Genomic DNA, 13,667 nt, shown 5'->3' on the forward strand with positions numbered 1-13,667 from the left:
AACTCCGCAATTACCAGCAACACATATTACGGAGGAGGAGCAATCGCAGTTGAAGGTAACGCAACAAACAACAACTTTGAAAAAGCAATCTTTACAGACAACACTGCTGCAACCCACGGAGGAGCAATCAAATTCATGGACAACGACGAAAACAACACATTCAACAAATGTATCTTCATGGACAACTATGCACCATACGGAGGATCAATCGCAGTAAGCAACAACAGCCAAACACTCAACATAACAAACTGTATCTTTACAAACACCAAAGAACCGGAAAATGAAATCATCGGAGGAGGAGCAATATACTTCATAAACGATGCAAACGAACTATACATAACTGACTGTGAATTCAATGCACTCACTGCACGTGCTGGAGGAGCAATCTACATAGAAGGCGACTTAAACAGTGCAATAATCGCCGAAACTAACTTTATTAACAACAAAGCAACCACCAACAACACATATTACGGTGGAGGAGCAATAGACGTCGAAGGAAATGCTAAATATGTAGCAATAGTCGACTCCAAATTCATAAACAACAGCGCACAAACCCACGGAGGTGCAATCAAACTCAGAGGAAACAACAGCGATGTAGTAATATCCTCACTATTTGACGGAAACTATGCACCATACGCCGGAGCAATATCCCTTGGAACCACAGAATCACTCTTAATATACAATTCAAACTTCACAAACAACAAAGGAACCTCTGAAGACATTATCGGCGGAGGAGCAATCTACATCATAGGAAACCTCACCAAAGGACGAATACTCGAATCCGACTTCATAAATAACAGTGCACGCGCAGGAGGAGCAATCTACATAGAAGGAATTATGGATAAAACCACATTCGAAAAATCATACTTCCAAAACAACACCGCATTTACCAAAAACCAAAAATACGGTGGAGGAGCAATCGCAGTAGAAGGAAACGCAACAAACAACAAGTTTGAATTGTCAACCTTTGAAGACAACACCGCTACAACTCACGGTGGAGCAATCAAATTCATGGACTACGACGAAAACAACACATTCGAAGCATGCCTGTTCCTAGAAAACTATGCACCATACGGAGGAGCAATCGCAGCAAGTAACAACAGTATATCACTTAACATAACAAAATCAAGATTTTCAACAATCCCTAATATAAAAGAACTTCCGTTTGAAGTTATCGGAGGAGGAGCAATATACTTCATAAGCGATGCAAATCAGCTATATATAAAATACAGTGAATTCAGCAACAATACTGCACGCGCAGGAGGAGCAATATTCGTAGAAGGCGAATTGAAAAACGCAGAAATAAACGGTACCAGATTCATTAATAACACCGCAACCACCAACAATACCGCATATGGTGGAGGAGCAATCGCAGTACAGGGTAATGCAACAAACAACAACTTTAATGATTTACTGTTCATATTAAATACCGGAACAACCCATGGAGGAGCTATCGATTTCATGGGCAATGCTATTAACAATACATTTGTTGATTGTGACTTTTTAGACAATATCGCAAGATACGGTAGTGATATTGCAGTAAATAAAAACACGGAAAACCTTAATTTCAGCAAATGTGAATTCGATGCAACACTTAAACCTGCACAGGAAGTAATTGGCGGAGGAGCATTATACTTCATTAATAATGTAACCAACCTGAACATCGACGAATGTAACTTCACAGATTATGTTGCACGTGCCGGAGGAGCAATATACTTCGAGAAAACAGTTGAAAAGTCCGTAATAGAAAATACTCTATTCAAAAACAATACAATTACCACACAAAACTGGGATTACGGTGGAGGAGCAATATTTATTGAAGATACTGCTTTAGACCTCATCATTAGAAACTGTGAATTTATAAACAATACTGCAAGTACAAAAGGTGGAGCCATATTTATTAACAATGGAGAAAACATTTTAATAGATGGGGCCACATTTAGTGAAAACACTGCAGAAGACGGAAGAGCACTTTATCTTAATGATGGTAGTGTGACAATACAAAATTCAGCATTTATAAACAATACCGGAATGGGACCAGACATACATTATGCGGGAAATATTATATCCAGCATAATCAATTCAACATTTGATGGAACAAGCCACATTATTGTAGGTGAAAATGCAATGTTGAGACTATCCAATAACAAAGAATTGGACCAATATCTCGATAAAAATTACTTCATTTATAATGAAGGTGGATTATACCTTGAAAATAATACATTATCAAATGTAATCTTCAACGATGGAATAATTCTCTCCCCAACTACAATGACCACATTATTTAATGAAACCTATAATACAACAGATTCATTTGTCTATTTGAATGCTTACTGTGAGGATGATAATGGAAACACAATTGTAAGTGACCATGGAATATTCCATATAAATGACAAGGAGCTTAAAGTATTCTATAATGATGATATCGTCCTGTTTGGAAATACTGTTTTACCGGAATATGGCAGCTATTTAGTTAGCGCAACTACATATGGAATATTATACAACTGTACCCAAAAATATGCTATAATAAACTACAACCCTAAAAAAGAAGTAAGCATTAATGCCAGTGATATTGAAATAAATATTGGCCAATACGGTGAAATTGAAGTAGAATTGCCTGAAAATGCAACCGGAACAGTAACCGCAGTAGTTAATGATGGAGAATACATGGCGCCGGTTAAAGATGGAAAAGCAACAATCATAATTCGACCTTTAGAACCTGGAGAATATGAAGCATTTATCTACTATTCCGGTGACAATAATTATCAAAGCAATCATACAACCTCCATGGTAACCGTTCTTGATAAAATATCTGTTGTTGCACCTGATGTGACAAAATACTATCACGGTCCTGAAAGACTTGTTGTAAACGTGACACAATCAGGAAAAGCAATTGTCAATGCTACCGTTGAAATCACAATCAATGGCGCAACATATACCAGACAAACTGACGAAAACGGTACTGCATCAATTGGTTTAAACCTAGAACGTGGTAATTATACTGCAACTGTTAAAGTGGAGGATATTGAAGTTAATTCAAACGTTACAATATTGCCTACCGTTAACGGAACAGATGTCACTAAAGTATTCAGAAATGATACTCAGTACTATGCAACATTTTTAGACAGCCAAGGAAACTATCTCAAGGATGGGGAAGCTGTCAGATTCAACATCAATGGTGTGATGTATGACCGTAAAGTTTCCGGCGACAAAGGTTTAGCAAAATTAAATATTAACTTGGAACAAGGAGAATATATAATCACTGCAATGAACCTTGTAACTGGAGAAAACACAGCAAATAACATTACAGTCATTCCAAGAATCATTGAAAACAATGATATAACCAAATACTACAGAAACGGAACACAGTATACAGTTAAAATCATTGGTGATGACGGCAAACCTGTCGGTGCAGGTGAAAGTGTAACATTCAACATTAACGGTGTATTCTACACTCGCCAAACCGATGCAAACGGCACTGCCAAACTAAACATTAACTTGCTGCCTGGAGACTATATCATTACTGCTGAATACAAAGGATGTAAGGTGTCCAACAACATTAAAGTCTTACCAGTATTAACTGCTAGCGATCTAGTCAAAAAATACGGTACAATAACTCCATTTGAAGCAAACTTGGTTGATGGTCAAGGTAAAGCCTATGCAAACCAAAAAATAGAATTCAATATAAATGGTATATTTTATTACCGTAACACAGACAATAATGGTGTTGCAACATTAAACATTAATTTAATGGCCGGAGAATACATCATTACTTCAACATATAATGCTTGCAGCATAAGTAATAAAGTAACCATTATACTTTAAAAGAGATTATTTTAATCTCTTTTTTCTTATTTTTTTAAAACAATAGCATCATTAATCATTTCAATCAATGCCTTATTTATAGGATTTATCAGAGAAAATTCATTTTCCTTAGGCAATTCTGAACTTAAAGGAAATACCTGAAGAGCGGACATACACAAATCAGTTGATCTTATTGCAAAATAAGAATAATATTGACCTTTATCATATTTTACAATCAATCCCAAATCATCAGTTGGTTTATGGCCAGGAATTCCTTCCTCTTCATATATCCTAAATAATTTAGTTGAATCTGCACTAACCAAAACATATTGCCTTTCAAAATACAGCTCATCTTCTTCCAATTCATAATCATCATATTCTATTATTTCATCAATTGAATCCGGCGAAATCCTCATTTCACCATTACAGTATGCAAGTGAAATATAAATACCTTCATCATCCAAGGCTTTTGATACTATATCAAAGTAAAAATTATCCAATTTTAATTTGGGAGGATTTTCTCCAAACAAAGTATCTATTGGAAGAGTGTAAGAACCGTTTTGAATTACACTACAGTAAAAATGTTCTTCACCCAAATAACCTGCTGTTACTGCTTTTTCTATCGTTTTTTTAACATCAATGTCAACTTTTTCAAGATTTTGAGCAAGTTCAATGGCTTGTTTATCATTAATCAAATTCAACACCCTCAATTATATTCTAAATTTTAATGCATTTATATATACACACAACTTAGATACAAATACATTTAAATACTACTTATTATAATTATAATTTAGAGGTGAAAATATGCGCAAATCTGTAATTGGTATACTACTATTATCAATTGTAATTGTCGGTATTGCTTTACCTGCAGGGTTTTCTGCCCAATCAGGAAAACAAGTAATTACCTATGGTGAAACGACTTACAACAATCAAAATTATAAGTCTGCTGTGGATAGCTTCTTTAGTCAACAAGCCCATATCGATGTGAAAAATGTAAACTCAAAAATTATTACCGCATCTGATGTAAACAAAATTTCTAGTACAATAAGTCACAAAACTTACAGTTCAAATCAGATATTTTCATGTGCATTTGTTGACTTAACCGAAACAGGAAATATTAAAGTAACTGTGGATACATCAAAAATCACTACAGTAACTGCAGACATGTACATTACAGCATTAAAATCCGCTGGAATAACCAACGGACATATATATGTAACCAGTCCTGTATCTGCAACTGGTGAATCCGCACTTGCAGGAATTATGAACTCATATGAAGCAGCAACTAACACAACCATTCCGGAACCTGTAAAAGAGGCTGCTACTACAGAAATTCAAACTGAATCAGATATTGTTCAAAAAGATAATGTTTCAGCAGAAAACTTAACCAAATTGGTTAATGATGTGAAAGTGACCGTTCAAAAGAACAATATTACTGACCACAAAACTATCGTGAATATAATTCAAAACTACACAATTAACAATCATATTAACCTGTCAAACAGCAGTATTGAAAACCTTGCTACAAGTATCGGAGGAGTTCAATCTGTACAGGGACAAGTTTCAAACTATACAAATCAAGTATCCAATGTTATAGGAAGCAATTCAGGTAGTTTTTCATTAGATGGACTATTTTCTAAATTAGGATTAAGATCCTAATTTATTTTCTTTTTTTAAACCGCAACCAAAAAATCATCATAATACTAATGTTTCATTATGCAAAAAATATCACCAATTATATATTCAAGATACATATAAATTATATAATTAAGTGATAAAAAATGTCAGAAAATAAAAGAAGCGAATGGAACAGTAACTTAACATTTATTTTAGCAATGATTGGTTCGGCCGTTGGTTTGGGCAATATATGGAGATTCCCAAATGTATTATATTCCCATGGTGGCGGATCATTTATGATACCCTACATTGTATCATTATTTCTTTTAGGAATCTCATTTGTTTTAGTTGAATATGCAGTAGGATTCAAATTCAAAACATCCCTATCAAAGATTTTATACAGCATTAACAATAAATTGGAGCCGGTGGCATGGATAGTTTTAACAATAGTATTTCTAATAACAACATATTATGTATGTGTAGTGGGATGGGATTTGATATATCTGGTTTTAAGCTTTACAAAAGCCTGGGGTTCAAATCCTGATTTATACTTTTCACAAAATGTCTTGCATGCATCAGACTCAATATATGGAATATTTACAATAGTGCCGAATGTTTTAGTATCGATTGTAGTCATTTGGCTTGTTGTATGGGCCATTATCAGGGCAGATTTGAATGAAGGAATCGGAAAGGTGAGCAGAACATTGCTTCCTATACTTTGTGTAATCGTAGTAATATTTGTCGCATACTCACTGACACTTCCAGGAGCATCCATTGGATATTCACAAATATTCAGTCCGAACTGGTCTGCATTAACTGATCTCGATGTATGGCTGGCAGCATTCGGCCAAATTGTATTTTCCCTAAGTCTGGGAATGGCAATCGCCCTTACATATGCAAGCTATCTGCCGGAAGGTTCCAAGCTGGTTGACAATGCACTAGTAGTAGCATTTTCAAATTCAGGATTTGAAGTTTTCAATGCAATAGGAATCTTTTCAATTTTGGGATTCATGGCAATGACAAGCGGAATTGCATTTAACGATTTGGTAACAGAAGGAACCGGCCTTGCTTTTGTAGTTTTCCCGCAAGCACTTAACATGATGCAGACAGGATTTATTATAGGACCATTATTCTTCCTGTGCATATTATTTGCAGGAATCACATCAGCAATTGCGCTTCTGGAAGGAGTATGTTACTCAATTTCCGAAAAATTTGATTTTTCCCGTAAAAAAACTGCAACAATAGTCTGTGCTGTAGGAGTCATAATATCCTCAATTTTTGCAACTGCCTCCGGAAGCTTCATTTTAGGAGTGTTTGACGCATTTTTAAACAACTTCGCATTGCTGTTTGCAGTTCTTCTTGAATGCATAATATTCGGCTGGGTATATGACTTTGATGAATTAATGGCAACATTAAACAATAATTCCAGAATAAAAATAGGCAAATCCTGGAAAATAATCATTAAATACATATTGCCTATCTGTATTTTCGCTTTATGGGTTCAGGGAATACTTACAACCTTTGAAGAAGAAGACCCTGCAAGCATCACAATAAGAGTGATATTGCTTGCAGTAATTTTAATTCTTCCATTCATACTTTCAAGGTTACCTGCAAAAAATGAAGATTTCTACAAAAAAATTCAATAGCAAATACTCAAAGATAGCTATTATTAAAACATGAGTTGATACAATAATAGCTATTTTAATTAACCATTACAATATTTTAATTTAAGATATGAAATAAGTAAATTATTTTTAATCAGTAAATATATATTGATAATTGTGTATTTATTATGAAATGGAAAATTGGAAATGTCAAAATAGATAATCAGGTAGTTCTGGCCCCAATGGCAGGAATATGCGATTCTGCCTATAGAAGAATAGTAAAATCAATGGGCTGCGGATTGATAGAAACAGAAATGGTTTCAACAAGAGCAGTGAAGCATTTAAATAGAAAAACCCGAGAAATGCTGACTATGACAGATTATGAAAGGCCAATAGCACAGCAGATATTCGGTTCAGACGTTGAATCATTTAAAACCTCTTCCGCATACATCTGCGAAAACATGAAGCCTGATATTTTAGACATTAATATGGGATGTCCCGTAACGAAAGTAGCCGTTAAATCCGGAGCGGGAAGCGCACTGCTTAAAGACCCTCAAAAAGCATCCGATATCATCAAAACGGTAGTCGATACAGTAGATATTCCAGTGACAGTTAAAATAAGAAGCGGATGGTATGAAAACAATGCGCTGGAAATGGCAAAAATCGTAGAGGATTCCGGTGCTTCAGCTATTGCTGTTCATCCACGTACAAGACACCAGAGATACGACATACCTTCAGACTGGTCAATAATAAAGGACGTTAAAGAAGAAGTATCCATACCAGTCATTGGAAATGGAGACATAAGAACATGCTTTGATGCGAAGGCCATGATAGATTATACGAATTGTGATGCAATAATGATTGGAAGGGGAGTTTTGGGAAACCCCTGGATTATAAAGCAGTGCATAGATTATCTGGATTATGGAATAAAACCTGAAAGAATATCATCACAGGAAAAACTGGACATGTTTAAAAGGCATGCATCATTAATTATGGACAATTACTCCGATAAGGTATTGATGCACAAACTAAGAACCAATGCGGCCTATTATATGAAAAATCTCCATGGAAGCGTAGAGATTAAAAAGAAGATTTTCCAAACAAGTACAAAAGAAGAGCTGTTTGATTTGCTTGAAAATTACGTGAAAGATTTGAAATATTAAAAAATAAAAAAAGAGAGGAGTTTTAAAAACTCCTTAAATGTGTTTAATTTTTTCTTTTAATGCCGACACCTAAAAGTGCGAGAACCATAAGCAATGCAATCAATGGATTACCTGTAGCATTATTCTCCATAGGAACTTTACCTTTAGCAGGAGCATTTTCCGGAGTATCCGGAGTTACCGGAACATCAGGATTTACTGGAGTGTCTGGTGTTACAGTAATAAATCCTGTACCGTTAGCAGCCAGATATGTGTCATCACCATCGAATGTTACACCTACAGGATATGAACCGTCATAATTGTCAGGTATTGTCCAGTCAACAGTACCCTTACCGTTAATGATTTCAACAACTTTTGTTGTTCCATCCGGTAAAGTTACAGTAACATTTCCATTGAATACGGATCCGTCTTCAGGAACCACATCAATAGGAATAGATACATTGTCACCAGGTTTAGCTGTAATATTGCCAACAATAATATTAACTGGAACTTTTGGAGTAACAGTGATTATTCCTGTGTTATTTGAAGGTAAGTATGTGTCATTACCATCATAACTTACAGCATAATTATAATCACCAGCATAATCACCAGGAACAGTCCAAGTAGTTTCACCAGTACCGTTGGTAATTTCAACAGTCTTATTTGTACCGTCAGGCAACTCGACAGTTACATTGCCATTAATTGGAGTGCCATCTTCAGCTGTCACGTTGATAGGAATAGTAATGTCTTTTCCAGGTTTTGTTGTAATGTTTTCAACAGAAACTTCAGTCGGGATTTTTTCAGCGGTAACTTCAACAGAATCATTGTTGTTAGTGTAGTCTGTTTCAAATTCAGCAATACTAACAGATGAATTGACCTGTTTTGTACCTATGAAGTTAGCATAAGCCAGAATAGTTAATTTAGTTTCCTCACCATTTGCCAAATCTCCAATATACCAAACACCAGTAGAAGGATCATAGCTTTGAGTTGCACTGGATGCCATCAATAAGCCTTTGATATTTTGGTAATCCACATCACTGCAATTATCTGAAATGTAAACAAATCCTTCAGGAATTAGGTTTACTGCAGTAACATTGGTTGCATCACCAGGACCGTTATTGCGAACAGTTACGGTAAATTCAACAATTTCACCATAGTAAACAACTGATTTATCCACTGTAATGTTGAGTTGAACATCAACGAGTATTACTGAAATGATTCCAGCACCATTGGATGGTAAATACTTGTTATCCCCATCAAATGAAGCAGAATCATTATATTGGGATACATTTTCCTTAGGAATAGTCCAATAAGCACTACCTGTACCGTTAATTATTTCTACAGTTTGAGTAGTACCATCTGGTAAAGTCACAGTAACATTACCGTTAAACGGAATACCATCATCAGCAGTCACATTAACAGGAATAGTTACATTATCACCAGGATGAGCAGTAACATTACCAACAGCAGTATGAGTAGGAATCTTCTCAACAGTAACAACACCAGTACCATTAGAAGGTAAATACTTGTTATCTCCTTCAAATGAAGCATTTACAGGATAATCCCCTTCCTCGAAATCATCAGGAACAATCCAGTTAACATTACCTGTACCATTAACAATCACAACAGTTTGATTAGAACCATCAGGTAAAATTACAGTTATATTACCATTAAATGGCACATCATCATCCGCTGTAACATTAACAGGAATAACAATGTCATCACCAGGATGAGCAGTAACATTATCTACACTGATATGAGTAGGAATCTTCTCAACAGTAACAGTACCTGTACCATTGGAAGGCAAGTAATTGTCGTCACCATCGAAAGTAGCATTAACAGGATAATCCCCTTCCTCGAAATCATCAGGAACACTCCAAGGAACAACACCACTACCATTAACTATCTCAACAGGAACAGTCGTATTATCCGGCAATGTCACACTAATATTACCATTAAACGGAACACCATCAGCAGCAGTCACATTAACAGGAATAGTTACATTATCACCAGGATGAGCAGTAACATTACCTACAGTTATTTCAGTTGGGATTTTAGGAATAACGGTAACAGTACCTGTACCATTGGACGGTAAATACCTACCTTCACCCTCAAAACTGGCATTTGTAGGATAAACACCATCATAATCATCAGGAACACTCCAAGGAACAACACCACTACCATTAACTATCTCAACAGAAACAGTCATATTATCAGGCAAAGTAAAGCTAATATTACCATTAAACGCAACACCATCATCAGCAGTCACATTAACAGAAATATTCACATCATCACCCGGACGAGCAGTAACATTCTCAATACTGATATGAGTAGGAATCTTCTCAACAGTCACAACACCAGTACCATTGGACGGAAGATGCGTATAATTTCCTGCAAAACTAGCATTTACAGGATAATCGCCCACCTCGAAATTATGAGGAATAGTCCAAGTAACAGCACCACTACCGTTAACAATATCAACAACTTCGACATTGCCATCAGGTAAAGTAACATTCACCAGACCATTAAATGGAATGCCGTCTTCAGATGTTACATTGACCGGAATAGTCATAGTATCATCAGGATAACCAGAAACATTACCAACAACAGTTGCGGTAGGAATTTTAACAACATTAACCGTGTCAGTTGATTCAAGATATGATTTATAAAACGTTAAAGCAGTATTGTTAAATTCACCTAATTTAGTTGTATTGAAATATATTCTGAAACTTGCAGATTCATTAACGTTTAAAGTTGAATTCAAGACAAATACTGGGAAACCAGCGTCTGCAATCCAACTACCAGTTACATTCTCAATATGATCATATACCAATCCTTTACCGTATTCATAATCCTCTATCGTAAGCCAATCTTCAGGCATTATCGGCCTATCACCAATATTAGTAATATTAATAATAAATACTGCCTGATCACCAATAAATACAGTTGAATTAACAGCCTTTTTAGTTAAATTAATATTTGGATTATAAACAGTAACCTCATCAGATAAAACAGTCAAAGGATCAGTCAAATTTGAACTGACATCAATAGTATTATTATATTTGCCCGCTTTTACTGCATAAAGAGTTACAACAATCACAAGTGACTGTTTAGGAGCAAGAACACCAGAATATGTGATTTTATTACCATCAATAATCAGATGTTCAAGAGAATATCCTGGAATTCTAGCCTCAAAATAATCCTGATCAAAACCTGAAGGAATATTCTCAATAACAGTAATATTACCAAGAGTTCTATCACAATTATTCGTAATATTTATAAAGAAATCACAGGCACCGCCAACATCAGTCCAGTTATTATCAGCAACTTTAGTAACATTCAAAGCATCAGTAAGTTTAACAACATCAACCTTGTCAGTTGCTTCAAGATATGATTTATAAAACGTTAAAGCAGTATTGTTAAATTCACCTAATTTAGTTGTATTGAAGTATATTCTGAAACTTGCAGATTCATTAACGTTTAAAGTTGAATTCAAGAAAAATTCTGGGAAACCAGCATCTGCAAACCAACTACCAGTTACATTCTCAATATGATCATATACCAATCCTTCAACGTAGACTGGATCATATACTTCAACCTCTCTAGGCATTATCGGCCTGTCACCAGTATTAGTAACATTAATAATAAATACTGCCTGGTCTCCAATAACTACTGTTGGATTAACAGCCTTCTTAGTTAAATTAACACTTGGATCATAAACAGTAACCTCATCAGATAAAACAGTCAAAGGATCAGTCAAATTTGAACTGACATCAATAGTATTATTATATTTGCCCGTTTCCACTGCATAAAGAGTTACAACAATCACAAGTGACTGTTTAGGAACAAGAACACCAGAATACGTGATTTTATTACCATCAATAATCAGATGTTCAAGAGAATAACCCTGAATTCTAGCATCAAAACGATCCTGATCAAATCCAGAAGGAATATTCTCAATAACAGTAATATTACCAAGAGTTTCACTACAATTATTCGTAATATTTATAACGAAATCACAGGCACCTCCAACATCAGTCCAGTTATTATCAGCAACTTTAGTAACATTCAAAGCATTGATAACTTCAAAAGTATTTGTATTAGATATTTGAGTGTAATACATATCGGTTAAATGCTCTGCATAAACTTGGTATTTGCCAACACTCAATTTTTCAAATGGTATGACAACATCACCATGAACATCAGTTAAATGAGTGGAAGAATAAATTGGCTCGCCCAGCTGATTAGCAGGAGCACCTAAAAGACCTGCACCAAGAGTGGAATCGACAATCGGACTAATAATAACATTGATTAATTGAGCGTTTTCCAAATCATCTTGCCATATCTGAGTATAATAATCAGTTACATCAGAAAGTGAGATCGGAATGGCACCATCTTTTGAGACAACAGTTTTATTAAACAGATTACCGTCAATGAATGCTTCATAAGTAATACGATTAATCAATACATGATTCATGTTACCATCATTCCAAATAGCATTAGCTATATTGTCATTACCTTTAAATGTGATATTTAAAGTGGTATTGCCCGGATAATATGTTACAGGCTTAATTACATCAATATTGATGTTTGAACTGTTAGCTCTGTTTTTACCGAATTTAGCATCCCTAATATTTAATTTGGCATCTTTATGCATGAAAATTGCAGAACCTCTAAATGCGATGTTTCCATCAAAACGACTGCCATCAGTTATTTCCATTTCAACATCATAACCCTCAGAATCCAAACAAATAGCTCCTCCTTCATAAGCATTGTTACTCTCAAAAGAAGAACCTGAAACAGTAGCTTCCGTATCAGATATATAAATAGCACCACCATACTTTGTAGCATTATTGTTGGTGAAATTACAATCAGATATTGTACCTCCCCACCAATATATGTAGATAGCACCGGCTTTTACAGAGGCAGTATTGTTTTCAAAGATACAATCAGATATATCTGCAGAATCACAATATGCATATATGGCTCCACCGGAACCATCGACACCAGTGACTTTGTTTCCGATGAACTTGGAATTGGATATATCAACATGTGAACCAGGATTGGACAAGTATAATGCACCAGCCCCACTAACAGCGGTATTATTATCAAAACTGGAATCAGCTATATTTCCAGAATCACCTTCCCACGTAAGAGCACCAGCCTCATTGAAAGCATTATTACTAGTGAATTTAGAACCAATCAGAGTACCAGATTCACCAAACCACTTAACAGCACCAGCATCATAAGCAGAATTACTAGTAAAATTACAATTTTCTAGATAACCTAATTCACTATCCCACTTAAGAGCACCAGCCTCATTAGAAGCGGAATTATTAAAGAAAGTAGAACCAGAAACATTACCAGAAACACCAGTCCACTTAACAGCACCAGCATCATAAGCAGAATTACTAGTAAAATTACAATTTTCTAGATAACCTAATTCACTATCCCACTTAAGAGCACCAGCCTCATTAGAAGCGGAATTATTAAAGAAAGT

Annotated in this window: 6 protein-coding genes; 4 read left to right on the forward strand and 2 right to left on the reverse strand. The window is 35.3% G+C overall.

Annotated elements, in window-relative coordinates; translation table 11 throughout:
• A partial coding sequence (locus tag ACKI5C_RS03205) for a right-handed parallel beta-helix repeat-containing protein (RefSeq protein WP_407431783.1) occupies positions 1–3,825 on the forward strand: 3,825 nt, incomplete at its 5' end.
• Between the two features lie 26 nt (positions 3,826–3,851).
• On the opposite strand, the gene ACKI5C_RS03210 is transcribed toward ACKI5C_RS03205, so the two are convergent.
• Positions 3,852–4,499: a hypothetical protein gene (locus ACKI5C_RS03210; RefSeq protein WP_407431784.1), complete on the reverse strand. Its 648-nt coding sequence runs from the start codon at positions 4,497–4,499 to the stop codon at positions 3,852–3,854.
• 112 nt (positions 4,500–4,611) lie between these two features.
• On the opposite strand from ACKI5C_RS03210, the gene ACKI5C_RS03215 reads away from it, so the two are divergent.
• The 3 genes from ACKI5C_RS03215 (at position 4,612) to dusB (ending at position 8,191) form a co-directional block, all read left to right on the forward strand.
• A complete protein-coding gene (locus ACKI5C_RS03215; RefSeq protein ID WP_407431785.1) occupies positions 4,612–5,466 on the forward strand; it encodes a DUF1002 domain-containing protein in 855 nt (284 codons plus the stop codon).
• 122 nt (positions 5,467–5,588) lie between these two features.
• Positions 5,589–7,070, forward strand: a complete 1,482-nt coding sequence (locus tag ACKI5C_RS03220) for a sodium-dependent transporter (RefSeq protein WP_407431786.1) — start codon at positions 5,589–5,591, stop codon at positions 7,068–7,070.
• A gap of 146 nt (positions 7,071–7,216) precedes the next feature.
• Positions 7,217–8,191 carry a tRNA dihydrouridine synthase DusB gene (gene dusB, locus ACKI5C_RS03225; RefSeq protein ID WP_407431787.1) on the forward strand — a complete coding sequence of 325 codons (975 nt, stop codon included), beginning with the start codon at positions 7,217–7,219 and terminating at the stop codon, positions 8,189–8,191.
• 43 nt (positions 8,192–8,234) lie between these two features.
• On the opposite strand, the gene ACKI5C_RS03230 is transcribed toward dusB, so the two are convergent.
• Positions 8,235–13,667, reverse strand: a 5,433-nt coding sequence (locus tag ACKI5C_RS03230) for an Ig-like domain repeat protein (protein WP_407431788.1), incomplete at its 5' end; no start/stop codon positions are given.

Source organism: Methanobrevibacter sp. (assembly GCF_045646045.1).
Taxonomy (GTDB): domain Archaea; phylum Methanobacteriota; class Methanobacteria; order Methanobacteriales; family Methanobacteriaceae; genus Methanocatella.

Bases quoted from the DNA above. Each gene is read 5' to 3' on its own strand.
- dusB (WP_407431787.1), top strand. From the start codon at position 7,217: ATGAAATGGAAAATTGGAAATGTCAAAATAGATAATCAGGTAGTTCTG.
- ACKI5C_RS03220 (WP_407431786.1), top strand. From the start codon at position 5,589: ATGTCAGAAAATAAAAGAAGCGAATGGAACAGTAACTTAACATTTATT.
- ACKI5C_RS03215 (WP_407431785.1), top strand. From the start codon at position 4,612: ATGCGCAAATCTGTAATTGGTATACTACTATTATCAATTGTAATTGTC.